The organism is Pararhizobium arenae (assembly GCF_001931685.1).
Classification (GTDB): Bacteria; Pseudomonadota; Alphaproteobacteria; order Rhizobiales; family Rhizobiaceae; genus Pararhizobium; species Pararhizobium arenae.
On the sequence record NZ_MOOY01000008.1, the window covers coordinates 153,364 to 177,534 of the forward strand.

The window sequence follows — 24,171 nt, forward strand, 5'->3', positions numbered from 1 at the left end:
TTGGCTAAGCAACGAGCATGCCGGGAAACACGGGAGGATGTTTGCAATGTCAGTTCTGTCGCCGACGGTCGCGAGATTTGAATATGTTCTGACGGGCGCCGACGAGTCCTTCCTGTGGCGCCGCGACGACTACCCTTGGGAGCGCAATGTCTGGAATTTCCATCCCGAGGTGGAGATCCACTATATCCCCAATGCCAGCGGCGTGTTGCTGGCGGGCGATCATGTGGGCGCGTTTACGCCCGGCCACATCTCCGTCATCGGCAGCAACCTGCCGCACGACTGGGTGACGCCGCTCGGACCGGACGAGCGCATCCCGGGACGCGACATCGTCATCCAGTTTCTGCCGTCGAAGCTGGAGCAGGCTTCGGCTTTCCTGCCCGAACTGGCGGGTCTTCATGATTTTCTCACCCGCGCGAAGCGGGGTCTTTCCTTCAAGGGCCGGGCACGGGAACAGGCGGAGGCGCTGATCCTCGACATGGAGTTCCAGACCGGCTCGCGGCGGCTTTCGACCTTCCTGTCACTGCTCTCGCTGCTGCGCGATACGGACGAGTTCGACACGCTGTCTTCGGAAGCATATGTGCCGGACCTGAGCTATGGCTCGCTCGAAGCCCTGCAGCAGGTCTTCGCGTATCTCTTTGCCAATCTGTCGGAGGACATCCGGCTGCCGGACATGGCGCGCATGGTTGGCATGAGCGACAGCGCCTTCTCGCGATTTTTCAAGAAAAACAGCGGTCATAGCTTCACCGATCACGTCAACAAGCTTCGTATCTGGAAGGCAGGTCAGCTCTTGACCGATACCGCGATGCCGATCACGGACATCTGTTTCGAGGTGGGCTATCGCAATCTGTCGAATTTCAACCGGGTGTTTCTCCGCCACCATAACTTAACACCGTCGAAATACCGGAAACTGTCCACCAACCGCAGAACCGTTCCGCTGCCTCAGACAGCGACGGACCTCCCGGCGGGAGTTAACGGTCTTGGTATCCAGAGTGATGGAAACGCGCCGGCGGGCGCTTACACATAAGTTTTCGTGTTACCAGATGGCAGGCGCGAACGCACTGCTCGGTAAGACGAGGACGAAACCCATCGTGGTTTAACGCCGCCCCGGCCAAGCCATGAGCGCGGTGTCGATCAGCCGCCTCAGCAGAGCGTTGCAGGCACCGTCGCAGGCTTGCGCGGACATGCCCTGGATGAGCGCGGCATAGAAGCGGGCGAGTGTGTCGGTATCCGTTTGCGGCGGCAATTCGCCTTGCTCGACGGCGCGATCGAAGCGGGCCTTCAGAGTTTGCGTCGAAGTCTCGCGCAAGGCCGCCGTCATGCGCGCAACCGAGGCATTCTCCTCCGCATGTTGAAGAACAGCCGTCGAGATCATGCATCCGCGCGGCTTGTCCGGCTGTGTTTGACTATCGGCAATATCGTAGAGGTAAAGGCGCAAGGCTTCGCAAGCAGGAAGATCGGACTGCAGGATTTGCGCCCGGCGCCCGCTCTCGCGAGCGATGCTGAAGTCGAGCGCCTGACGATAAAGCTCTTCCTTTGATCCGAAGGTCGAATAGAGGGTCGGCGGATTGATCCCCATCGCCTTTGTGAGGTCAGCCGTCGAGGTGCCTTCGTAGCCGTGTTCCCAGAACAGACGGGCTGCGATCTCCAGCCCGACCTCTCGATCGAGCAGGCGCGGTCTGCCGCGTTTTCGGACAGGTTTATCCATTTTAATAGTGATCCCTATAAAAATGTTGACATCGCTCGTTTGCCTCTTAATATAGTGATCACTATTTATTTTAGCAACGGAGTGATCCATGTCCCGAAGACTGGCAGACAAGACAGCCCTCATCACCGGCAGTTCGCGCGGCATAGGCCGGGCCACAGCCCTTGCCTTTGCAAAGGAGGGAGCCGCGTTGATTGGCGTGCACTACACTGCCAATCCGGAGGCGGCAGAGGCCACAGTTCGCGACGTCGAAGCGCTCGGCGTCAAGGCTGTCGCCGTGAGGGCCGATCTTCGGCAAGGCAAAGACGCCGCCGATAGCCTCTGGGCGCAATTCAGCGAAGCCGCGCAGAGCCATACAGGGGCTGCCGCCCTCGATATTCTGGTGAACAACGCTGGTATCGCACCCGCGCTGCCCTTGAAGGACACCAGCGAAGCCGCGTTCGATGAAGTGATGACGATCAACTACAAGGCACCGTTCTTCCTGATCCAGGCGGTTGCGGACCATCTGCGCAACAATGGCCGCATCATCAACATCTCGACCGGCTTTACGCGTATCGCGGCTCCGACACATCCGGCCTACGCAGCCTCCAAGGGAGCACTGGAGACACTGACGCTGGCGCTCGCACCGGAGTTTGCAACGCGAGGGATCACCGTCAACGCGGTGATGCCGGGCGTGACCGAGACGGATATGAATGCCGCGTGGTTGGCATCGCCGGATGTTCGCGCCGGCGCCGAAGCGCTTTCGGTCTTCTCGCGCGTCGGAACGGCGGCGGACGTCGCCGACGTTATCGCTTTCCTTGCGTCGAACGATGCGCGCTGGACGACAGGCCAGATAATCGATGCGACCGGCGGTGCCCGGATATGATCTGGCTCACACCCTGATGCTTGCGGGTGGACCCAGCCGGTTAGGGTTGGCCTCCAATGTACAACGCAGATACTAGGGGCTCACTTACCGAAAAGAACCGCGCTCCCCGAGCGCGGTTCTGGTGCATTTCGAAAGAGATGGCCTGCTACAGGGCCGAATGACTGATCGCATTTCAAACCGGCTTCGTTTCCGAAGTCGCGGCGCACCCGCCTCAGCTCAACGCTCGCTCACGCAATCGCCCCTCCGTCCGCAGTCAGTGTTGCGCCGGTGATCACACTGGCGGCCGGGCTTGCAAGAAAAACCACGGCGTTTGCGATTTCCCGTGGCTCGCCGTAGCGTCCAAGCGACGTCAGATTGCGCTGGAAATCGGCGGCTGCGCCATCGGCGGGGTTGGCATCCGTGTCCGTCGCACCGGGTTGCACGAGATTGACGGTTATGCCGCTCGGTCCCAGTTCGCGCGAAAGGCCTCGGGTGAAGGCGGTGAGCGCCGCCTTGGACATCGCATAGGGGGTTAGACCGGGAAACGGCACGCGCTCGCCGAGGGCCGAGCCGATCGTGATGATGCGGGCGCCTTCCCGCAAATGCGGAATCGCAGCTTTAGCAAACAGCACCGGCGCTCGGACATTGACATCCATCAGTGTCTGGTAGTCTTCCAAATTGAGGTCCGCGATGGGTCCGGCGTGGCCGATCGCCGCGCTGTTTACGAGAATGTCGAGCCCGCCAAGTGCGGAGACCGCTTCTTCCACTGCTCGAGCTATCGCCTGCGGGTTTGCGCTGTCAGCCTGAAGGGCGACTGCACGCCTGCCGCGGGTGGTAATGTTTTCCGCAACTTTTTGAGCTTTTTCACTCGAACGCTGATAGGTGAACGCGACGTCGGCTCCGTTTTCAGCAAGCGCCTCGGCGATAGCGGCACCGATACCGCGCGAGCCACCGGTCACCAAGGCGCGCTTTCCGCTAAGATTTATCATGTTGATCCTTCCACTCATTTTTAGATAAGTCCCACAGGCCAGAGAAGGCGCACACGCCTCGAAAACCTGTTCGCATTATCTTGTGCTTCCACCCGGATATCCGTAGCGACGGCGATCGCGACAGGGTGTTACAGGAAGGGGAACAATGGCCAGTCATATCGCTGGACGAGGGGATGCGTTCTCTAAAACAGCAACGGGGAAGGTCATCACCGCGGGGCCTGATCGTATGCAGCCCATCCCGCGTTATCGACGGTTAGGTTCTATCGCGACGGATTGCGCCAGCGAGCTGAAGAGGGCTCAAGAGCCGGAATCGAAACATTCGATCAGCATCTCTGTCAGCACACGCACCTTCTTCGCAGGGTGTTGTCCGGGAGGTCTGACGACGAATATGCCGGCCGCCGGTGGTGCATGGCGTGGCATCACCTCGACGAGCGCGCCGGACGCGACATGTTGATCCGTCAGGCCATTCGGAAGTCTTGCTATGCCAAGGCCTTCCAACGCAGCCGCCAGCAACGCGACGCCGTTGTCTGCCTTGAAGCGTCCTTGCGGTCGAATGTTCAGAACCCGGTCGCCATCGGTGACCTGCCATATTTCGGTGCCCTGCATGAGAGCCTGATGGGTGAGAAGGTCGTCCGGTGTCTCGGGTGAACCGTTCGCCGCGATATAATCCGGGCTGGCAACAAATTTTCCATACAGAGGTCCGACACGCCGGGCGAGGAGGTTGGAATCTGGCAGATAGCCGACCCGGATGGCGCAATCGAAGCCTTCCGTGATGAGATCGACGAAGCGGTCCGTATAGCAGGAATAAACGTGCAGCTGGGGATGCTGGCGCGCCAGCTGCGACAGGACAGGCGCGAAGTGGGTCGGACCGAACGAAAGGGGGGCCGCAACGCGCAGGCGACCGCGAAGATCTCCGGCCGGGGAGATCGTTTCGCGTGCTGAATCCATCTCGGCCGATATTCTCGCCGCGTAGTCCCGGAAGGTGGCGCCTTCTTCTGTTATCGCGATGCCCCGCGTCGTCCTCGCGACGAGCTGCACACCAAGATCCGCCTCGAGCCGCGCGATGCGTCTGCTGACCATGGATTTGGAGATGCCGAGCCGTTGCGCGGCGGAGGTGATGCCGCCTGCATCGGCAACCTCGACGAATGTCCTGAGATCCTCGATTTCCACCCGCCGTTCCTCTTTCTGCAACACCGTTCACCTTTTATCAGGACTACCGTGCCGTGTGTGAGAATGACAGTGTTCTTGCGGACCGCCTCTCGGCGAGCGTCCATTTTTACCGTGAAGAACCAGCAAGTCAGGAGAATCCATGACCTTCCGCAACGGCCTCGATTCACTTCTCCGCCCCGAAGATTCGGTGCTCGTCCTCATCGACCACCAGCCCTATCAACTCGCCAACGTAAACAGCCACGAGCCTACAATGGTGGTCAATAACACGGTGGGTCTGGCGAAAGCGGCAAAAGCGTTCGACGTTCCGACGATCCTGACCACCGTGATTGCAGAGCGGGGCGGCAACCTCTTTCCTCAAATCGCGGATGTATTTCCAGGACAGGAAATCATCGACCGGACGTTCATCAACACCTGGCAGGATCAGAAGGTGGTCGATGCCGTGAAGGCGACCGGCCGCAAGCAACTGATCATCGCCGGTCTCTGGACAGAGGTATGCGTCGCGATGCCGGCTATTCAAGCCGCAGGGGAAGGCTGGGATGTCACAGTGATTACCGACGCCTCCGGTGCTGTCTCGGTCGAGGCGCATCAGGTCGCCATCCAACGCATGATCGCGGCCGGTATCAACATGATGACCTGGCTGGCGCTCGCCGCCGAATGGCAGCGAGATTGGGCTCGGGCCGAACAGGCGGCAAAAATCACTGACGTCATCGTTCAGCATGTTGGCGGTAGCGGGATTGCCTATCTTTGGGAGCAGCAGTTGCTCAACACGCCAGTACCCAAGGCTACGGCGGGACTCTGAACGGCACAAAACGGCGGGTAGGGGACGCTGCCTCCTGCTCGCCACCTGTAATGCCAACGGTCCGCACCTGGCTGTGCGTCCATTTTTTCCCGCGTCGCTACAAGTTCACACTGCAGCGAGGTGAAGCTTAGTGTTTATGAGTTTGCGTCTGCTGCGGACTGAGGAACGCCTGTTGCAAAAGCCCGCAGATGCCGCAACGCCCGCGCCTCGATCTGCGTACCGGCTTGCTCCGTTCTTTAATATATGAGAATAGAGGTCAACTTAGGTCGGTTCCAAACTCTGGCCGGTGGTGGACGCGGGATGCCGAGGCCATGGCAACGGGTAAATTGAAAAGTGATGGTTAGATGAGCTTTTGGCATTCCATGTCCTGGAAAACCGAAGGCATTCGCGTCACGTCTCCAGTGCAATGGCGTCAATATGACGGACTGGTGAGTGTTCTCTGGGAAGCGGAAAGCCAGGCGGGTGCCAGTGGCTACTATCTGGCCGACGATCCCCGCATCATGTTTTTCTTCAACGACGTTTCCTCGAATGTCCAGATTTCGAACGAGGATGGTGATCTGGCGCGCAGTTCGCGGCCGATGGCCCGCGCCGTCTACATTCCGGCTGGCATGCCGCTCTGGACCGGCAGCCGGCGTAAGCACAGTTTCAGCCACCTCAATCTGCATCTGCACCGGGATCGGGTCCTGCGATATCTCGCTCCCTCTGTTGGCACGTCGGCGGCTCAGGCGGCGTTGCGCCGGCCTGTGGAACTTCAGGATGTTGCGGCAATCGATGCGCTGGCGAAGTTGCTGGCGGAAGAGATAAAGAACCCGTCCCGGCATGCGGTTTACGCGGAAAGCCTGATCGGCAGCATTGTCGCGGGGCTTCTCGATATTCCCGCCGAAAGCGAGGAGCGTGCCGGCGGCAGGCTGACGCAGGGGCAGATGAACAAGCTGCTCTCGCATATCGACGGTGCCGGGGATTATCGCATGTCAGTCGCCGACATGGCCGGGATCGTCGGCTTGTCAGAAAGCTGGTTTGCAAGCGTCTTCAAGCAGACGACAGGCCATACGCCGTTGCAATGGCTGCTTTCCAAGCGCATCGAGCTTGCAAAGGGGCTGCTCGCCGAAAGCGATCTTACGGTCGCCAGTATCGCGGCACAGCTCGGCTTTTCCGATCAGGCTCATTTCACAAAAGTCTTCCGCCAGATCGTGGGTGAAACGCCCGCCGCATGGCGACGCCTGCAGTCGTTCCGGCAAGCTTGAAAAGTCCCGCCCGACGAATGCGGGCGGGACGAGTTTTTTTTACCAGGTCTGGCGCAACGTCGCCATGATCGCCCGGCCGGGGTTGTAGTAGATCGCTCCACCGTCATCGTTCGCGATGTGCTTCTCGTCGAACAGGTTGGTGGCGTTGAGCTGGAACGTGGTATTTTCCTGGATCTTGTAGGTGTAGGCCGCATCGAAGACGACGGCGCCATCCGACTTGCGCGTGTTGGCATTGTCGAAATAGTAGGGGCCGATATAGCGCGCGCCGAGCCCGAAGGTCATGTCGCCCCGCGCGCCGTTGCCTTCCAGCGTATAGGTGCCCCAGACGGACGCCATATGCTCGGGAACCTGGGCGAAGCTCTTGCCATTGTAGCCGCTGACATTGCCTGGCTCGTCGATTTCTGAATCGATGTAGCCATAGGACGCGATCACGTTGACATTGCTGTTCACCTCGAACTTCGCTTCGAGATCGAGGCCGCGATGGCGAACCTTGTCGATCGTCGCCGGGAGGTAGGTCGGCGCCTCATAGGTGGTGATGTTCTCCATCGTCAGGTCATAGATGGACGCGGTGAACAGGGCCGGGAACGCATCCGGCTGATATTTGACGCCGATTTCGTACTGGGTGCCGATCGTCGGCTCGACGCCGGCACTCGGCGGCGCGACGGATTCGGCGTAGCTCACATAGGTCGCAAGCTCCTCGGTGATCTTGTAGCTAACACCCAGACGTTTGCTGAACTCGCTGACATCGGACGAGCCGCTGAACGGCCCGGTATAGAGATTGGTGCCTTCTTCCTCGAGGTCGAACCAGTCATTGCGCAGGCCGACGCTCACGGTCAGCTTGTCGAAGAAGGTCATGTCTTCCTGCAGGTAGACGGCTTTGGTCTTCTGGTTGGCTGTCACGACGTTGTAGGGTGCAAGTACACCCGGCCCGCCGCCATAGACCGGGTTCTCCCAGTCGATCTGCGACGCCGGTGCGTAATAGCTGTCGTTTTCGGTATCGATCTTGTTGTATTCGACGCCAAAGAGGGTGCGGCTTTCGATATCGTTGAAGTTTGTCTCATAGACAACATGCGCGTCGACGATGAACTGGTCGGTGGACTTGTCGCTGCCGAAGAAATAGCGGTCGATCAAGCTGTCTGCCGGATCGTTGGCGCCCAATCCATCGAAGAGATAGGCGTAGCCGAAACCGGAATCGGACGAACTGGAACGGGCGCTGGCGTTGAAGCTCAGGCCGTTTTCGAAATCATGATCGAAAATGACGCTGTAGGTGTTCCGGTTGACGTCGTTATAGTTATAGGCCGGTTCGCCGGAGAACACGTCCCTGTCGAGGTCCGTCCCGCGCGGATGGCCGCCGCCGCTTGGCGTGCCGTCCCTGTCCAGATGGTCGAAGACGAAGGAAAGACTTGTCGCATCCGTCGGGCGCCAGGTGATGCCGCCCATGATGAAGTTCTCGTCGTCCTGCGAATAATCGTACTCCGCGTCCGACCGCTGGAACTTGCCGGTCAGGCGATAGGAAAGCGTGTCGTCCTCGGTAATGTTGTCGCCGAAGTCGAAGCCAGCTTCCTTGTGGGAGAACGAACCGCCGGTGCCATAGACCTCGCCGAAGCGCTCGCTCTTCGGCAGCTTTGTGACGTAGTTCACCGAACCGCCGGGATCGGATACGCCAAAACCGGTGGAGTTGGCGCCCTTCAGGATTTCGACGCGCTCAAAGGCGTAGGGCTCTTCCAGAGGCCCGCCCCAGCTGCGGCCGATGGCAAGGCCGTCGCGATAGGTGAAGGGGCTGAAGCCGCGGATCTTGAAATAGTCGTAGCGATCGTCGGAGCCGTAATAATCGGTGACCACGCCGGCCGTATACTGCACCACCTGCTCGATGGTGTTTGCGCCGCGCTCTTCGATTTCCTTGGCGGTGACGACGGAAACGGAAGCAGGCGTCGTCAGGATTTCGCTCGGCATCTTGCCGACACCGGTGGTCTCCGTGGCGACGATGGACTTCGAATCATTATCGGTATCGAGCTTGGTTGCGCTGCTGCCCGAGCCCTGGACCACCAGCGTCTCGAGCACGGTAGGGTCGCCTTCGCCGCCGGTATCCTGCGCCAAAGAAAGGGCGGGCGTCAGCGCAATCACCGCCGTGCAGCCGAGAAGGAGCGCGTTTCGGTAACGGATTGGCGCTCGCGCCGCGCAACGGCCTGTTTGATCGATGTCCATATTCATGTTCCACTTGACGTAAATGCTGAAAGCGACCGGCCGGATTGCCAATCCCGTTTCGAGGCAGCCGAACCGCATCGCGTGTGGTCGTCCACAGCGCATGAACCCTGTGCCCGACCGGTCCCCCGCTAGAAGTCCTTGTCCCCACGATCCGCTATTAACTGGAGCGTCTTTGTCTAGTATTGTATATTTCCCCGGTTTTGTACGATCCGACGGAAATCTCCACGCAGTTTCTGGATATCGGCCGCTTTGCCGTTGACGCCGCGTTATTAAGCTGAGACTTGGCGTCAACTTATATTGTTGAATGGAGAACGGCGGTGAAGCTTTTCCATGTCGTCGTGGTGGCACTGATCGCGCTTGTCTGGCCGGGTGCCGGAAAATCCGCGGTTGCCGCAGAAAACGCGTCCTATCCCCTCACCATCAAACATGCGTTCGGAACCACCACGATCGAAAAGAAGCCGGAGCGGGTCGCGACCGTTGCCTGGGCAAACCATGAGGTGCCGCTCGCGCTCGGCATCGTGCCGGTCGGCATGGCGCGCGCCAATTTCGGCGATGATGATCGTGACGGAATCCTGCCATGGGTTGCCGCGAAGCTCGCAGAACTGAAGGCCGAGCCGCCGGTGCTGTTCGACGAGGGCGATGGCATCGATTTCGAAGCAGTCGCCGCCACCCGCCCCGACGTCATTCTCGCCGCCTATTCCGGTCTCAGCCAGACGGATTACGACACGTTGAGCGAGATCGCGCCCGTCATCGCCTATCCGCAGGCTCCCTGGTCGACGGACTGGCGCGAAACGATCCGGTTGAACAGTGCCGGCCTTGGCATGGCTGCCGAAGGCGAAGCGTTGATCGCGGGTATCGAGGCGGATATCGCCGGCACCCTTGCCGGGCATCCCGAACTCAAGGGCAAGTCGGCGATGTTCATCACCCATCTCAGTTCATGGGACCTGAGCACCGTCAACTTCTATACGACCAACGATACCCGCGTGAAATTCTTCGCTGATCTCGGCCTCGCATCGCCGAAAAGCGTCGTTCAGGCCTCGCAGTCTGGAAAATTCTCGGGCTCCGTCAGCGCCGAAGAGATCGATGCCTTCGATGATGTCGATATTCTCGTGACCTATGGCGACAGCATGCTCTTCGATGCCCTGAAGACGAATGCGTTGATGCTGCACATGCCGGCGGTGTCCAGGGAATCGATCGTGATGCTGGGTAACAATGCCGTCGGCACCGGCGCCAATCCGACGCCGCTGTCGATCCGCTGGGTGCTGAAGGATTATGTGACGCTTCTCAGCGAGGCTGCCAAGAAGTCGAAATGACCGCCGCAACCCTCAAGACATCGCGTGGGCGCTGGTCTGCGGCATCCGGCTCTAACCGGACGCGGGGCCTCTGGCTTGCAGGGCTCGTTGTGCTTCCTTTGGTGTTCGTTTTTCTGTCCGTGACGATCGGTACCCGCAATGTCGGCTGGGCCGATATCGCCGCAGGTATCGGCGGCGCGCAGGACAATATCGGGCGGGCAGCGGTCGCCTTGCGCATCCCGAGGACGTTTCTCGCCCTGCTCGCCGGTGGCGCGCTGGGACTTGCCGGGGCGATCATGCAGGGCGTGACCCGCAATCCGCTTGCCGATCCCGGCATTCTCGGCGTCAACATGGGGGCCTCGCTTGCCGTTGTCGTCGGCGTCGCTTGGTTCGGCATGTCCTCCGCCTATGCGTATATCTGGACCGCGATCGCGGGCGCCGGAGGTGCGGCAATCTTCGTCTACACCATCGGCTCGCTTGGTCGCGGCGGCGCGACGCCCTTGAAACTGGCGCTGGCCGGAGCGGCGACCTCGGTGGCGTTCGCGTCGCTGGTCATCGCCATCGTCCTGCCGCGGGGCGATATCGCCGGGGGCATCCAGTCCTGGCAGATCGGCGGGGTCGGCGGTGCGACCTACCAGCGTATCCTGCCGGTGTTGCCGTTTCTGGCGGTTGGTTTCGCAATCAGCCTGCTCTCGGCCAGAAAACTGAATTCTCTTGCGCTTGGTGACGATCTGGCCGCCGGGCTCGGCGAAAACGTTGCCGTCGCGCGCGCTGTTGCTTCCCTCGGCGCGATCCTGCTGTGCGGCGCGACAACGGCCATATGCGGGCCGATCGGCTTTCTCGGGCTGGTCGTGCCGCATGTCTGCCGTCTGCTGATCGGCGTCGATCACCGCTGGCTGCTGCCGTTCTCCGCGCTTGGCGGCGCATGCCTGCTGCTGGCGGCGGATGTGCTCGGTCGCATCGTCGCCCGCCCCGCCGAGATTGATGTCGGCATTATCACCGCTTTGATCGGCGCGCCGTTCTTCATCTGGATCGTCCGGAACCAGCGGGTGAGGGATCTGTGACCGCGCATTCCTCCACCATCAATGCGGTCATCGCCAATCGCCGCGGGCGCACCCGCAGATATGCCGTCGTGCTCTCGGTGCTGCTGGTCCTCGTCGTTGCGGTCTTCGCCGTTACGCTGGCGGTCGGGCAATCCGTCACGCCACCGGGGGATGTCCTGCGCGTGCTGCTGGGCGAGGAGGTTGCCGGGGCTTCTTTCAGCGTCGGCCAGCTCCGCCTGCCGCGCGCCGTTCTGTCGATCCTCGCCGGGCTTTGCTTCGGGCTGGGGGGCGTCGCGTTTCAGGTGATGCTGCGCAATCCGCTGGCCAGCCCCGATATCATAGGCATCACCTCCGGCGCCGGGGCGGCGGCCGTCTTTGCCATCGTCGTCCTGTCAATGAGCGGGCCGATTGTATCGGTTTTCGCCATCGTTGCCGGGCTTGGCGTAGCGCTGCTCGTCTACGGCCTTTCCTTTCGAAACGGTGTCGCCGGAACCCGGCTCATTCTTGTCGGGATCGGCGTCTCCGCCATGCTGCAGAGTGTCATCGCCTATATTCTGCAATCTGCTCCCGCCTGGAGCCTGCAGGAAGCGATGCGATGGCTCACGGGAAGCGTCAACGGTGCAAAGCTCGATCAGGCTCTGCCGCTGCTGTTTGCCCTCCTGTTCTTCGGTGGCGTTCTCCTCAGCCGCAGCCGCGACCTGGAAGCCCTGCGGCTGGGGGACGACATGGCGGCCGCCCTCGGCACGCGTGTCTCGCGAACCCGGATGCTGGTGATCGTCGCCGCCGTCGGCCTGATCGCATCGGCCACCGCCGCAACAGGTCCGATCGCCTTCGTCGCCTTCCTTTCGGGACCGATCGCCGGACGGATCGTGCGCAACGATGGATCGCTGCTGATACCGTCGGCACTGACAGGCGCGGTCCTCGTGCTTGCCGCCGATTACGTCGGCCAGCATCTTCTGCCCGGCCGCTACCCGGTCGGCGTCGTCACCGGTGCGCTCGGGGCTCCATACCTGATTTACCTGATCATTCGCGTCAACCGGATCGGAGGTTCGCTGTGACCGATCACCTGCTTGTCGCCACCGGCCTTTCCGCCGGTTATGACGATACCGAAATCCTTCATGGCCTCGATCTTACGGTTCCGCCCGGTAGGATCACCGTGATCGTCGGTGCCAATGCTTGCGGCAAATCCACGTTTTTGCGCACCCTGTCGCGGCTGATCTCGCCAAGCAAGGGGCAGGTTCTGCTCGACGGCAAGTCCATTCACCGCACGCCGTCCCGCGACCTTGCCCGGACGTTGGGCCTTCTGCCGCAGTCGCCCATCGCGCCGGAGGGCATCACGGTCGCCGATCTCGTCAGCCGCGGGCGGCATCCGCACCAGAGCCTGTTTTCCCGCTGGACGCGGCAGGACGACGAGGCGGTCGACAGTGCGCTTTCGGCGACGAAAACATTCGAGCTTGCCGAGCGCCCTGTCGACGAGCTTTCCGGCGGTCAGCGGCAAAGGGTGTGGATCGCCATGGCGCTGGCGCAGCAGACGGATATCCTGCTGCTCGATGAGCCCACCACCTTTCTCGATATCAACCATCAGATCGAGGTGCTGGATCTTCTGACCGACCTCAACCGCACGCGCGGCACAACCGTCGTCATGGTCCTGCACGATCTTAACCTTGCCGCCCGCTACGCGGATCATCTTGTCGCCCTCGCTGAAGGCCGCGTGCACGTTTCCGGCACGCCGGAGGCGGTGCTGACCGAGGACACCGTGCGGCATGTCTTCGGGCTTGAAAGCCGGGTTATCACCGATCCCACATCCGGGCGGCCGATCATGCTGCCCATCGGACGCCACCGGATGGCTGCCTCGACCGACACGGCGCGCGAACCGTCCTCAAAGGAGAAAAACGCATGAACGAACATTCCTCCTTCACGCTTTCGGGCGTGGCAGTCCCCAGCAGCGCGACAGACATGCTGGACGAAATCTGCGAGCATTTTGTCGAACATGCCGATGTGGAGCGGACCGGCGATCTGGCCGTGCTGAAAAGCGATGTTGGTGTCGCCCGGATCGAGATCAATGCCGGCCGCCTGCTGATCGATCTCGACTGTCCAACGGCCGAGACATTGCAGATGAGCCGCACGATCCTTGCGGAGCATCTTTTCTATTTTGCCGAGGACCAGCCCTTCGAACTGACATGGTCGGAAAAGACGTCCCTGACCGCCTTGCCCAACCTGCAGGAGGTGAAGGTCGTGTCGGCGGAAGACCTCACCCCTCATATGCGAAGAGTCATCTTCTCCTGCGCGGATGTCACTCCCTTCGTCGGCGGCGACATGCATGTGCGTCTGCTGGTGCCGCCAAAAGGCAGGCCGCCGGTTTGGCCCGGTTTCCGCGAGGACGGCCGTATCGCTTGGCCCGAAAGCGAGGACGAGCTGGTGGTTCGGGTCTACACGATCCGTGCCGTCGATGCTGCGCGCAAGGAGGTATGGATCGACTTTCTGCAGCATCCCGCACCCGGTGTCTCGACCCCCGGCGCCGACTTTGCCCGCGATGCGCAGCCCGGCGATGTGGTTGGCCTGATCGGGCCGGGTGCCGGCCACCTGCCCTCCGCGCGATCGATCCTGCTGATCGGCGACGAAAGCGCCCTGCCGGCCATCGCCCGGATCGCAGCCGAGGTTCCTGCGGGAACGCACATGCAGGCCCTTATCGAGGTTCAGGATGCGGCGGAGGAGCAGGCGCTTGCGAGCAATGGCACGCTTGACGTGCGCTGGCTGCATCGATCCTCCTATCCGCAAGGGGGCAGCGCGGTGCTGGTGGAGGCGGCAAAAAAGGCCATCGACGCGATGGCGGAAGGCACCTTCGTCTGGGCCGCCTGCGAGAAGGAGGACATTCGTGCCATCCGGTCGCACCTCAAGGAGCGCCGGCACGATCGCAAGAATATGTACGTCGCCTGGTATTGGGAGAAGAGCTGAGACGAGGCGTCCGAATCTTGGTATCGCACGCCACTGCCGGTATGGCGGCTGAACTGCCCCTGAAAAACTTGAAAGTCTTTTAGAAAGACGCCCCAAATGGCGATCTAGCGCTGACCGCGCGGAAGACGCACAATCCCGACCCTGTGCAGACGAAGGTGCGACCGCATCATCGCCCGCCCAGCGGGACGATCATGTCGCTGACGTTACCGTTACAGTTTGAATGATTCAACGGCGGGAGGAGCGCGTCGAGGAATCTTTTGTCATTCGGCGGCGCCGGAGGCGTCCGCACGGGGAGGAAATATGTTTGAACGGCTTTTCAAGCTGAGTGAGCACGGAACGTCCGTCCGCACCGAAGTGGTTGCTGGCGTCACGACGTTTCTCACGATGTCCTATATCATCTTCGTCAATCCTGACATCCTGTCGACCACCGGCATGGATCGGGATGCGATCTTCGTCGCGACCTGTCTGGCGGCGGCACTCGGCACGCTGATCATGGCGCTGGTCGCCAACTGGCCGATCGGCATGGCGCCGGGCATGGGTCTCAATGCCTTTTTTGCCTTCACCGTCGTTGCAGCACTCGGCTTCACCTGGCAGCAGGCGCTCGGCGCGGTCTTCATATCCGGCATCATCTTCCTGCTTTTGACGGTAACGGGCGTGCGAAGCTGGCTGATCGCCGGCATTCCGCATTCGCTGCGCAGCGCCATCGCCGCCGGTATCGGGCTTTTTCTCGGCATCATCGCCCTGAAGAATGCGGGCATCGTCGTTGACAATCCCGCGACGCTCGTGGGTCTCGGCGATCTGAAGCAGACCGGACCGTTGCTCGCCATCTTCGGTTTCTTCGTCATCGCCGTGCTCGATGCCCTGAAGGTCCGGGGCGCGATCCTGATCGGCATTCTAGCCGTCACGGTGCTCTCGTGGGTCACGGGCGTCAGCGAATTCCGCGGTATCGTGTCCATGCCGCCCTCGATGATGCCGACGTTCCTGCAGCTCGATATCGTCGGTGCCCTGCATGGCGGGCTGGTTCATGTCATCCTCGTCTTCGTGCTTGTCGAAGTGTTCGATGCGACCGGCACGCTGATCGGCGTCGCCAAGCGGGCGAACCTCGTCCAGGAGGGTCAGCCGAGCCGCCTCGGCCGCGCGCTTCTGGCCGACAGCACGGCCATCGTCGCCGGTTCGCTGATGGGCACCAGCAGCACCACCGCCTATGTCGAAAGTGCCTCAGGCGTTCAGGCCGGCGGACGCACGGGCCTTACCGCACTCGTCATCGCGGTCTTCTTCCTGGCCGCACTCTTCATCTCGCCGCTCGCCGCCTCCGTTCCGACCTATGCGACGGCCCCGGCGCTGCTTTACGTCGCGGGCCTGATGATGCGCGAACTGACCGAGATCGAATGGGACGATTTGACGGAAGCGGCACCGGCGGCGCTGACCGCGCTTGCCATGCCCTTCACCTATTCGATTGCCAACGGTCTTGCCTTCGGTTTCGTGAGCTACGTCGTGCTCAAGGTGTTTACCGGCCGCTGGAACATCCTGCATCCCGCGACCCAGATCGTTGCGGCGCTGTTTGTCATACGGTTCGCCTTCTTCGCGGAATAAAGCGAATATCGCCGCAAACAAAATGGCCGCGTCAGTTCACATCGACGCGGCCATTTTGTGTTGGAGAGACCGCCAGTCCGGAAGATCCGGGCTGGCCTCGCGATTCAGCCGACCATGAATGGCTCGGCGTAAAAATGCTCTTCCAGATTGACGCCTTCTCCGCCGCGATCGACGACGGCGAAATCGGAGATGCCATCGAGCGGCGTCAGGATGCCGTGCCAGACATTGCGGCCGATATTGACGCCCTGGCCGGGCGCTGTTCGAAAGGCGATCGGTTCGCCGGGACCATTTTCCGTTTCCGACGCGACCACCACCAGAAACGGGTGCTCGCTCAAGGGGATGAAGGCCTGGCTGCCGAGCGGGTGACGCTCCACCATCTTCAGCTTCAGGGGGAGCGGATAAGGCTCGCCCCTGAGAAGGCTGATCATCGCGCGCGCCTTCTCTCCGGTTGTCTCGACCTTGGCGAGATCATGGTAGCGGGTGCATTTCCCGGCGTTGATCGGGAAGCTCGGTGCGCCATCGGTTTCGATGACGTCACCGAAGGGTGCGAATGCTTCGCGGGTCAGGGGTTGTATATCGATCGTCTTCATCATGCCTCCTCAGGATTGAACGGGTGAAACGGGCGGCTGCCTACCCGGCGGCCGGAATATGAGGCCGGGAGAGGCGCGATCGGCGTCCACCCTGGCCTTGCCGGCATCAGGCCGGCAGCATGTCGCGCAGGCGAAGAAGCGCAATGCGCTCCACCTGCCGGCAGGCGGTGTCGAACTCCGTTTCGCGGTCGTTGGCGATACGGCTTTCGAAGGCAGCGAGGATTTCGTCCTTGCTGCGGCCCTTCACGGCCATGATGAACGGAAAGCCAAAGGTTGAGACATAGTTGTCGTTCAGCGTGGTGAAACGCGCACGCTCGGCATCCGTCAAAGCGTCAAGCCCGGCGGATGCCTGCTCGTGCGTCGAGCTTTCCGTCAGGCGCTTGGCAAGTGCGAGCTTGCCGGCGAGATCGGGGTGTGCGTTCAGAACGCCGAGCCGCTCTTCCTCCGTTGCGGCGCGGAAGACGCCTGCGAGCGCCGCATGGAGCCCGATGGCCGTGTCGTTGGCGGCCCCCAGTTCGCCGGCATGGGCGCGGCGGGCAATCCATTCGGAATGTTCGAAGACGCCGCCGAAGCGGTCGACGAACTCGTTTTCCGCAAGGCAAGATGGACGGTTATCGTTAGCCTGCGGCGGATGGGTTTTCGCCCAGTGCTCGGCAATCTCGATGCGGCGTGCGAGCCAGACCTGATCGTGGCTTCTCACGTAATCGAGGAAGCGCGCTAAGGCCATCGCGCGGCCGGGGCGACCGGCAAGGCGGCAGTGCAGGCCGATATTCATCATCTTCGGCTGACCAGCGGCACCTTCCGCATAGAGCAGGTCGAACGTGTCCTTCAGGTAGTCGAAGAACTGCTGTCCGCTGTTGAACCCTTGCGCGGTGGCAAAGCGCATGTCGTTCGTGTCGAGCGTATAGGGTACGACCAGCTGCTGGCGCCCGCCGTGGGCATGCCAGTAGGGCAGATCATCGGCATAACTGTCGGAGACATAGGCAAACCCGCCTTCTTCCGCGATCAGGTCTACGGTGTTCTCGGAGCAGCGGCCGGTGTACCAGCCGCGCGGGCGTTCGCCTGTCACGGCCGTATGCAGGCGGATTGCCTCCGCGATCGAGGCGCGTTCCGTCTCACGATCCATGTCCTTGTGCTCGACCCATTTCAGGCCGTGGGAAGCGATTTCCCAACCGGCCTCCTGCATGGCCGCAACCTGTGCGGGGGAGCGTTGAAGCGCGGTCGCGACACCGTAGACCGTCACGGGAATATCACGCTCGGTGAGCAGCCGGTGAAGGCGCCAGAAGCCGGCGCGGGCGCCGTATTCGTAGATCGATTCCATGTTCCAGTGGCGCTGGCCGGCCCAGGGCTGCGCGCCCACGATTTCGGACAAAAATGCCTCCGATGCGGCATCGCCATGCAGCACACAGTTTTCGCCGCCTTCCTCGTAATTGACGACGATCTGCACCGCGATCCGCGCGCCGTTCGGCCATGCGGCCACGGGCGGTGCTGCGCCATATCCGTGCATGTCTCTGATATATCTCATGAATACTCCTCCAAAGGTCCGATGGAGGCCGAATCCTAACGCAGAAGCCGTAAGCCCAATTCCCTCGAAAATTTTGAAAGTCTCGAAGAACTGGCTTGCTATTCAGGGGGAATGCCTTGGCCGATACTTGCGGGGAGTAATTCGGGAGGTTTGTGCAATGAAGTCTCACTCTGAAGCGGGCGGTCGGCTGACGACCCATGTGCTGGACACGGCGCTGGGCAAGCCGGCTGCCGGTCTGCGCATCGATCTCTACAGGATCAACGGTGACGATGCGAAGCGCATCAGCTCCGCCGAGACGAATGCCGACGGCCGCTGCGATGCGCCGCTGTTGAGTGGTGCCGAGATGACGTCCGGTGTCTACGAGCTGCGTTTCCACGCCGGCGCCTATCTGGCGCAGAGCGGGGATGGCCCTGCCTTTCTCGATCTCATCCCGATCCGCTTTGGCATCGCGGATGCGACCGCGCACTACCATGTGCCGCTGCTGGTTTCGCCCTACAGCTATTCGACCTACCGGGGGAGCTGAGCATGGCAGCCGCAATCCGTACCACGATCCGTTTTCTCCTGAACCACAAGCCGGTCGAGCTTTCCGACGTCTCGCCGGTGAAAACCCTGCTCGATTTCCTGCGGCTGGAGCGCAATCTGCGCGGCACCAAGGAAGGCTGCGCGGAGGGCGACTGCGGCGCCTGCACGGTGCTCGTCGGCCGGCTGTTGAATGGCGTCCTGAAATATGAAAGCGTCAATGCCTGCATCCGCTTCGTCGGTTCGCTGGATGGCTGTCATGTCGTGACGGTGGATGCCTTAGCGTTGCCGAATGGACCGCTGCATCCGGTGCAGCAGGCCATGGTCGATACCCATGCCTCGCAATGCGGCTTTTGCACGCCGGGTTTCGTCATGTCGCTTTACGGCCTCTGGATGGAAAATCCAAAGCCAAGCATAGCGGCCATCGAAAAGGCGCTGCAAGGCAACCTGTGTCGGTGCACCGGCTATGCTGCGATCATCCGCGCCGCAGAAGCCGTCTCGACGATCGCAGATGCCAACCGCGATCCGCTCGTTGCCGAACGCGCAGATATCACCGGGAAGCTGCTCGCTCTTCGTGACGATGCCCGCGTCGTCGTTGGCGAGGGCAAGGATCGCATCGTGCTTCCGGCATCCGTCGATGATCTCGCCGATATCTATGCCGCCGAGCCTTCCGCCCGCATCGTCGCCGGTTCCACCGACGTCGGCCTGTGGGTGACGAAGTTCATGCGCGATATCGCGCCGGTCGTGCATATCGGCCATCTCGATGAACTGCGGGCTATTACCGAAGACGCGGATGGCATCACGCTCGGGGCCGGCGTCAGCTATACCGAAGCCTATCCGGTGATGACCAAACACTTCCCGCAGCTTGCCGAACTCTGGGATCGTATCGGCGGCCAGCAGGTGCGCAACATGGGCACGATCGGCGGCAATATCGCCAATGGCTCTCCGATTGGCGATACGCCACCGGCGCTGATTGCACTTGGCGCCAGCGTATCGCTGCGAAAGGGTGCAGAGCGCCGCCAGGTTCCGCTGGAAGCCTTTTTCATCGAGTACGGCAAGCAGGATCGCCAGCCCGGCGAATTCGTGGAGGCGGTGCATATCCCGTTCCAAAAGCGTGACGATCAGTTTGCCGTCTACAAGATCACCAAGCGGCTGGACGAGGACATTTCCGCCGTCTGCGGCGGCTTCCGTATCGCTCTCGATGATGCCGGCATCGTCACCAAAGCCGTCATAGCCTTCGGCGGCATGGCGGGCACGCCGAAGCGCGCCGCCAATGCAGAGGCGGCGCTTGTCGGCGCGCCCTGGAATGCAACATCGGTCGCTGCCGCTATGGAAGCACTCGGCGCGGATTATACGCCGCTCACCGACTGGCGCGCCTCCGCCGATTATCGGTTGCTCGTCGCAAGGAATTTGCTGAAGCGCTTCCATCTGGAAACGCAAGGTACGGAGCCCGTGCGGCTCGACCGCAAGATCGCTGTGTGAGGAGAAAGCCATGAACGTGATGCAGCCGATCCACCGTATTCGCGGTGCCGTCCATGACAAGGAGCGGCACGAATCCGGGCACAAGCATGTGACGGGAACGGCGGAATATATCGACGATATGCCGGAGCCGGCCGGCACCCTGCACGCCTATCTCGGCCTTTCACAGCGCGCCCATGCCGAGATCGTCTCGATCGATTTCGATGCTGTAACCGCCAGCGCCGGCGTTGTCGGTATCCTGACCGCGTCCGACATTCCCGGCGAGAATGATGTCAGCCCGGCCCACAAGCACGATGATCCGGTCTTCGCGACCAAGTTGGTCGAGTTTCACGGGCAGCCGATCTTTGGCGTTATCGCCGAGAGCCGCGAGGAAGCCCGCCGGGCCGCCGCCAAGGTGAAGATCGAATACCGTGATCTCCCGCATGTGACCGATGTGCTCGAGGCGACAGCGGCAAACTATCCGCTCGTGATCGATCCGCTGAAGCTGGAGCGTGGCGATATCGCCGATGGTTTTGCCAAGGCGAAACACGTTGTCGAAGGTGAAATGAGGATCGGCGGGCAGGATCATTTCTATCTGGAGGGCCACATCTCGCTCGCCATTCCCGGCGAGGATGAAGAGGTGACACTCTATGCCTCGACCCAGCATCCGAGCGAAACCCAGCATATGGTCGGCCAGGTGCTGGGCGTACCGTCCCATGCCATCACCGTGAATGTGCGCCGTATGGGTGGCGCATTCGGCGGCAAGGAAACCCAGGCAAACCTTTTTGCCGCCGTCGCTGCCGTTGCCGCCAAGAAATACGGCCGCGCGATCAAGATCCGTCCGGACCGGGACGACGACATGGTGGCGACGGGCAAACGCCACGATTTCCATGTCGATTACAAGCTTGGCTTCGATGATGAGGGGCGTATCGATGCGGTGGATGCGGTGTTTGCCGCGCGCTGCGGCTTCTCGGCCGATCTTTCCGGCCCCGTCACCGACCGGGCGCTTTTCCATGCCGATAACTGCTACTTCTACCCCAATGTCCGGCTGCGCTCGCGCCCGGTGAAGACGAATACCGTTTCCAACACCGCCTTCCGCGGGTTCGGCGGACCGCAGGGCATGGTCGGCGGCGAGCGCTTCATCGAGGACATCGCCTATAAGCTCGGCAAGGACCCGCTGGACATCCGCAAGCTCAATTTCTATGGCGGCGAAGGACGAAACCTGACGCCCTATCACCAGACGGTCGAGGACAACATCATCGGCCGCATCATCGAGGAACTGGAGCAATCGGCGGATTACGCTGCACGGCGTAAGGAGGTGATTGCCTTCAACGAAAAGAGCAGCGTCATTAGACGCGGCATCGCGCTGACGCCGGTGAAATTCGGCATCTCCTTTACCAAGACGGAGTACAATCAGGCCGGCGCATTGGTGCATGTCTACGCCGATGGCTCGATCCAGCTTAACCATGGCGGCACGGAGATGGGGCAGGGGCTCTATACCAAGGTTGCACAGGTGGTGGCCGATGAGTTCCAGGTCGATCTCGAGCGCATCAGGGTCACCGCGACCTCGACGGGCAAGGTGCCGAACACGTCTGCAACCGCCGCATCCTCCGGCTCCGACCTCAACGGCATGGCTGCCGCCAATGCCGCGCAGCAGATCAAGGCGCGGCTGGTGGCATTCGCTGCTGAGAAGTTCGGCGTGTCGGAGAGCGATATTGCCTTCGAGCCCAACACCGTGCGCGCCGGGCATGAGCGCATTGCCTTCAACGATCTGATCAAGGCGGCCTATGGCGCCCGCATCCAGCTTTCGGCCGCGGGCTTCTACAAGACGCCGAAAATCCATTGGAACCGTGCCGAGGGTCGCGGACGGCCGTTCTTCTACTACGCCTATGGCGCGTCCTGTTCCGAGGTCAGCGTCGATACGCTGACCGGCGAATACCAGATCGACCGCACGGATATTCTCCACGATGTCGGCCGCTCGCTGAACCCGGCGCTGGATATCGGCCAGGTGGAAGGCGCTTTCGTGCAGGGCATGGGGTGGCTGACGATGGAGGAGCTGTGGTGGGATGCGAAGGGGCGCCTGAGAACCCATGCGCCCTCCACCTACAAGATCCCGCTTGCCTCAGACCGGCCACGCATCTTCAATGTGCGTCTGGCAGAGTGGTCGGTGAACCGGGAGGACACCATCCGGCGCTCCAAGGCTGTCGGCGAGCCGCCGTTCATGCTCGGCATTTCCGTGCTTGAGGCTCTCTCGATGGCGGCCGCAAGCGTAGCCAGCTATCGTGTACCGCCGCGTATCGATGCACCGGCAACACCCGAGCGGGTGTTGATGGCCATCGAGCGTCTGCGCGCTGCAAAAGGGTAGGAAGGACGATGCTGTCCCGGGAAGACGTTCGCGATTTTCTGAAGGCGGAGCCTGACTGCATCCTCGTGACGGTTACGGGGACGGCCGGATCGACGCCGCGGGACGCCGATGCCTGGATGCTGGTCTCACGCGACCGGCTTTTCGGCACGATCGGCGGCGGCCAGCTTGAATACATGGCCATCGATCAGGCCCGCCTTGCATTGCGCACGGGGCATGGTTGCGAAACGCTGGATATCCCGCTGGGTCCGGAGATCGGTCAGTGTTGCGGCGGCCGCGTTGGCCTGTCCCTGAGCCGCGTCAGCAAGGAGAGTGCCGTGGAGATCATTGCCCGCAGTGATGCCGACATCGCCGCAAGGCCGCATGTTTATATCTTTGGCGCAGGGCATGTCGGTCGGGTGCTGGCCGCGGCCCTGTCGCTCCCCCCGTTGCGGGTCGTTCTGATCGATACGCGGGAAGACGAGCTTTATGCCTGCCCGGTCACCGGAATCGAAACCTGCCTGACGCCGGTGCCGGAGGCAATCGTGCGCGATGCGCCCGCCGGCAGCGCCTTCGTGGTTCTCACCCACGATCACGCGCTGGACTTCCTGATCACCGCCGAAGCCCTGCAGCGCGAGGACGCATCCTATGTCGGCATGATCGGTTCCAAAACCAAGCGGGCGACGTTCCGCACCTGGCTTTCGCGGGAAATCGGCAGGCCGGATCTGTTCGAAAATCTCGTCTGCCCCATCGGCGGTGTCGCCATAAAGGACAAACGTCCGGCCGTCATCGCCACGCTGGCCGCAGCGGAAATCCTGACGGCTTCATTGTCGCGACCGGTTCGCCGGAAATCCGAACATTCTGCCCTGCGCGTCGACGTCTGACGTATTGTCTCAGGCCGTGGTCGGGACTTCTTCTTGCTTGGGCGCTGCCTCTTCCAGCATCTTGCCGATCAGCCGCTGACAGCGTTCCGCCATGAAGTCGATCATCAGCCGGACCTTCGGATCCTGGAAACGCTTGTGCGGATAGATCGCGGCGAGCTGCACGCTTGCCGGTGGCGTATCTTGAAGAATTTCGACAAGCGCGCCGCTGTCGAGATGAGCTTTCACCTCGAAGAGCGGCTTGTTGATGATGCCGCGTCCTTCCAGCGCCCAGTGCGTCAGGACGTCGCCGTCATCTGAATCGTAGGGACCGGCGATCTCCAGTTTGCGCAAGCCTTCCGGCGTCTGCAGCGTCCAGTAATATTCCTTGGAGCCGGGATAGCGCAGCAAAAGACAGTCGTGGCGGTCGTCGATCAGCGCGTCCGGCGTTGCCGGGATCCCGCGTTTTTCCAGATAGGCGGGCGCGGCACAGATCACGCGTTCGCAGTTCAGGATGCCCCTCATGCGCAGGTTCGAATCCTCGAGCACGCCGAGCTTGAAGGCGACATCCACGCCTTCGCTCAGAATATCGATGTTGTGGTCCGAAAGGCGAAGCCTGACCTCGATATCGGGATACTTGTCATGGAAGGCCGGAATGCCCGGCGCGATCAGCCGGCGGCCGATGCCGAGCGGGGCGGTGATGCGCAGCGCGCCCTTCGGGTTCTGCGAGAGGTCGGCGATTGCCCCTTCGGCTTCGTTCACCGCCTCGATGATCTTCACGGCGCCATCGTAGAACACGCGGCCATGTTCGGTCGGCGTCAGCTTACGGGTGGTGCGGTTGAACAGACGCACCCCAAGATGCCGCTCCAGTTCCTTGATGCGATTGCTGGCGACGGCCGGCGTGACCCGCTGGTCGCGACCGGCTGCCGAGAGGGTTCCGAGTTCGACGACCCGGACAAAGACGCGCACGTTATCGAGATAGGACATTGCCCTTCATACCACATCTCGCACGCAACGTGGCTGCAGCGATTTTATAGATTTT

Annotated in this window: 21 protein-coding genes; 14 read left to right on the forward strand and 7 right to left on the reverse strand. The window is 61.6% G+C overall.

The window, feature by feature from the left end; genetic code table 11:
• The first annotated feature begins 46 nt into the window (after positions 1-46).
• Entirely contained in the window at positions 47-1,024 is a 978-nt protein-coding gene (locus BLX89_RS18450; RefSeq protein WP_245292863.1) for an AraC family transcriptional regulator, read from the forward strand.
• Positions 1,025-1,093: 69 nt separating this feature from the next.
• Here the strand turns inward: BLX89_RS18450 and BLX89_RS18455 are convergent, their stop codons facing one another.
• Positions 1,094-1,705 carry a TetR/AcrR family transcriptional regulator gene (locus tag BLX89_RS18455; protein ID WP_075292423.1) on the reverse strand — a complete coding sequence of 204 codons (612 nt, stop codon included), beginning with the start codon at positions 1,703-1,705 and terminating at the stop codon, positions 1,094-1,096.
• Between the two features lie 88 nt (positions 1,706-1,793).
• Between BLX89_RS18455 and BLX89_RS18460 the strand changes: the two genes are divergently transcribed.
• A complete protein-coding gene (locus tag BLX89_RS18460) occupies positions 1,794-2,567 on the forward strand; it encodes an SDR family NAD(P)-dependent oxidoreductase (RefSeq protein ID WP_075292424.1) in 774 nt (257 codons plus the stop codon).
• 227 nt (positions 2,568-2,794) lie between these two features.
• Here the strand turns inward: BLX89_RS18460 and BLX89_RS18465 are convergent, their stop codons facing one another.
• The gene (locus BLX89_RS18465) at positions 2,795-3,535 is read right to left on the reverse strand and encodes an SDR family NAD(P)-dependent oxidoreductase (protein WP_075292425.1); all 741 of its coding nucleotides are present in this window, start codon (positions 3,533-3,535) and stop codon (positions 2,795-2,797) included.
• 297 nt (positions 3,536-3,832) lie between these two features.
• Complete coding sequence (locus BLX89_RS18470; protein WP_075292426.1) at positions 3,833-4,705, reverse strand: LysR family transcriptional regulator; 873 nt, start codon at positions 4,703-4,705, stop codon at positions 3,833-3,835.
• Between the two features lie 139 nt (positions 4,706-4,844).
• On the opposite strand from BLX89_RS18470, the gene BLX89_RS18475 reads away from it, so the two are divergent.
• Both BLX89_RS18475 and BLX89_RS18480 read left to right on the forward strand, forming a co-directional pair.
• The gene (locus tag BLX89_RS18475; protein WP_075292427.1) at positions 4,845-5,504 is read left to right on the forward strand and encodes a hydrolase; all 660 of its coding nucleotides are present in this window, start codon (positions 4,845-4,847) and stop codon (positions 5,502-5,504) included.
• A 344-nt stretch (positions 5,505-5,848) separates the two neighbouring features.
• The gene (locus tag BLX89_RS18480) at positions 5,849-6,748 is read left to right on the forward strand and encodes a helix-turn-helix domain-containing protein (protein WP_075292428.1); all 900 of its coding nucleotides are present in this window, start codon (positions 5,849-5,851) and stop codon (positions 6,746-6,748) included.
• Positions 6,749-6,787: 39 nt separating this feature from the next.
• Here BLX89_RS18480 and BLX89_RS18485 read toward each other — a convergent pair whose 3' ends face one another.
• Positions 6,788-8,953 carry a TonB-dependent siderophore receptor gene (locus BLX89_RS18485; protein WP_075292576.1) on the reverse strand — a complete coding sequence of 722 codons (2,166 nt, stop codon included), beginning with the start codon at positions 8,951-8,953 and terminating at the stop codon, positions 6,788-6,790.
• 338 nt (positions 8,954-9,291) lie between these two features.
• Between BLX89_RS18485 and BLX89_RS18490 the strand changes: the two genes are divergently transcribed.
• From BLX89_RS18490 to BLX89_RS18515, 6 genes are all read left to right on the forward strand, one after another.
• Positions 9,292-10,266: an iron-siderophore ABC transporter substrate-binding protein gene (locus BLX89_RS18490; RefSeq protein WP_075292577.1), complete on the forward strand. Its 975-nt coding sequence runs from the start codon at positions 9,292-9,294 to the stop codon at positions 10,264-10,266.
• Complete coding sequence (locus tag BLX89_RS18495) at positions 10,263-11,309, forward strand: FecCD family ABC transporter permease (protein ID WP_075292429.1); 1,047 nt, start codon at positions 10,263-10,265, stop codon at positions 11,307-11,309. The genes BLX89_RS18490 and BLX89_RS18495 overlap by 4 nt, the downstream gene beginning before the upstream one ends.
• On the forward strand, positions 11,306-12,346 hold the full coding sequence (locus tag BLX89_RS18500) for a FecCD family ABC transporter permease (protein ID WP_075292430.1): 1,041 nt from the start codon (positions 11,306-11,308) through the stop codon (positions 12,344-12,346). The genes BLX89_RS18495 and BLX89_RS18500 overlap by 4 nt, the downstream gene beginning before the upstream one ends.
• Positions 12,343-13,188: an ABC transporter ATP-binding protein gene (locus tag BLX89_RS18505; protein WP_075292431.1), complete on the forward strand. Its 846-nt coding sequence runs from the start codon at positions 12,343-12,345 to the stop codon at positions 13,186-13,188. Before BLX89_RS18500 ends, BLX89_RS18505 begins: the two co-directional genes overlap by 4 nt.
• Entirely contained in the window at positions 13,185-14,243 is a 1,059-nt protein-coding gene (locus tag BLX89_RS18510) for a DUF2218 domain-containing protein (protein WP_075292432.1), read from the forward strand. Before BLX89_RS18505 ends, BLX89_RS18510 begins: the two co-directional genes overlap by 4 nt.
• A 300-nt stretch (positions 14,244-14,543) precedes the next feature.
• Positions 14,544-15,836 (forward strand): NCS2 family permease, encoded by a 1,293-nt coding sequence (locus tag BLX89_RS18515; protein ID WP_075292433.1) that lies wholly within the window; start codon positions 14,544-14,546, stop codon positions 15,834-15,836.
• 104 nt (positions 15,837-15,940) lie between these two features.
• Here the strand turns inward: BLX89_RS18515 and BLX89_RS18520 are convergent, their stop codons facing one another.
• Entirely contained in the window at positions 15,941-16,426 is a 486-nt protein-coding gene (locus BLX89_RS18520) for an ureidoglycolate lyase (protein WP_075292578.1), read from the reverse strand.
• 106 nt (positions 16,427-16,532) lie between these two features.
• Positions 16,533-17,951, reverse strand: coding sequence for an allantoinase PuuE (puuE, locus tag BLX89_RS18525; protein ID WP_075292434.1), 1,419 nt, complete (start codon positions 17,949-17,951; stop codon positions 16,533-16,535).
• Between the two features lie 157 nt (positions 17,952-18,108).
• On the opposite strand from puuE, the gene uraH reads away from it, so the two are divergent.
• Genes uraH through xdhC form a run of 4 tightly spaced genes read left to right on the forward strand, consistent with a single transcriptional unit; the run spans position 18,109 to position 23,153 of the window.
• Positions 18,109-18,474, forward strand: coding sequence for a hydroxyisourate hydrolase (uraH, locus tag BLX89_RS18530; protein WP_075292435.1), 366 nt, complete (start codon positions 18,109-18,111; stop codon positions 18,472-18,474).
• Between the two features lie 2 nt (positions 18,475-18,476).
• Complete coding sequence (gene xdhA, locus BLX89_RS18535; RefSeq protein WP_075292436.1) at positions 18,477-19,952, forward strand: xanthine dehydrogenase small subunit; 1,476 nt, start codon at positions 18,477-18,479, stop codon at positions 19,950-19,952.
• Between the two features lie 10 nt (positions 19,953-19,962).
• Positions 19,963-22,293: a xanthine dehydrogenase molybdopterin binding subunit gene (xdhB, locus tag BLX89_RS18540; protein WP_075292437.1), complete on the forward strand. Its 2,331-nt coding sequence runs from the start codon at positions 19,963-19,965 to the stop codon at positions 22,291-22,293.
• A gap of 8 nt (positions 22,294-22,301) precedes the next feature.
• Complete coding sequence (gene xdhC, locus BLX89_RS18545; RefSeq protein WP_075292438.1) at positions 22,302-23,153, forward strand: xanthine dehydrogenase accessory protein XdhC; 852 nt, start codon at positions 22,302-22,304, stop codon at positions 23,151-23,153.
• 9 nt (positions 23,154-23,162) lie between these two features.
• Here xdhC and BLX89_RS18550 read toward each other — a convergent pair whose 3' ends face one another.
• On the reverse strand, positions 23,163-24,116 hold the full coding sequence (locus tag BLX89_RS18550) for a LysR family transcriptional regulator (protein WP_075292439.1): 954 nt from the start codon (positions 24,114-24,116) through the stop codon (positions 23,163-23,165).
• Positions 24,117-24,171: the final 55 nt, after the last annotated feature.

Coding starts and splice junctions, on each gene's coding strand:
- BLX89_RS18480 (WP_075292428.1), top strand. CDS start 5,849: ATGAGCTTTTGGCATTCCATGTCCTGGAAAACCGAAGGCATTCGCGTC.
- puuE (WP_075292434.1), bottom strand. CDS start 17,951: ATGAGATATATCAGAGACATGCACGGATATGGCGCAGCACCGCCCGTG.
- BLX89_RS18485 (WP_075292576.1), bottom strand. CDS start 8,953: ATGGACATCGATCAAACAGGCCGTTGCGCGGCGCGAGCGCCAATCCGT.
- BLX89_RS18465 (WP_075292425.1), bottom strand. CDS start 3,535: ATGATAAATCTTAGCGGAAAGCGCGCCTTGGTGACCGGTGGCTCGCGC.
- BLX89_RS18495 (WP_075292429.1), top strand. CDS start 10,263: ATGACCGCCGCAACCCTCAAGACATCGCGTGGGCGCTGGTCTGCGGCA.
- BLX89_RS18450 (WP_245292863.1), top strand. CDS start 47: ATGTCAGTTCTGTCGCCGACGGTCGCGAGATTTGAATATGTTCTGACG.
- xdhB (WP_075292437.1), top strand. CDS start 19,963: ATGAACGTGATGCAGCCGATCCACCGTATTCGCGGTGCCGTCCATGAC.
- BLX89_RS18520 (WP_075292578.1), bottom strand. CDS start 16,426: ATGAAGACGATCGATATACAACCCCTGACCCGCGAAGCATTCGCACCC.
- BLX89_RS18550 (WP_075292439.1), bottom strand. CDS start 24,116: ATGTCCTATCTCGATAACGTGCGCGTCTTTGTCCGGGTCGTCGAACTC.
- BLX89_RS18510 (WP_075292432.1), top strand. CDS start 13,185: ATGAACGAACATTCCTCCTTCACGCTTTCGGGCGTGGCAGTCCCCAGC.
- uraH (WP_075292435.1), top strand. CDS start 18,109: ATGAAGTCTCACTCTGAAGCGGGCGGTCGGCTGACGACCCATGTGCTG.
- xdhA (WP_075292436.1), top strand. CDS start 18,477: ATGGCAGCCGCAATCCGTACCACGATCCGTTTTCTCCTGAACCACAAG.
- BLX89_RS18475 (WP_075292427.1), top strand. CDS start 4,845: ATGACCTTCCGCAACGGCCTCGATTCACTTCTCCGCCCCGAAGATTCG.
- xdhC (WP_075292438.1), top strand. CDS start 22,302: ATGCTGTCCCGGGAAGACGTTCGCGATTTTCTGAAGGCGGAGCCTGAC.
- BLX89_RS18455 (WP_075292423.1), bottom strand. CDS start 1,705: ATGGATAAACCTGTCCGAAAACGCGGCAGACCGCGCCTGCTCGATCGA.
- BLX89_RS18515 (WP_075292433.1), top strand. CDS start 14,544: ATGTTTGAACGGCTTTTCAAGCTGAGTGAGCACGGAACGTCCGTCCGC.
- BLX89_RS18460 (WP_075292424.1), top strand. CDS start 1,794: ATGTCCCGAAGACTGGCAGACAAGACAGCCCTCATCACCGGCAGTTCG.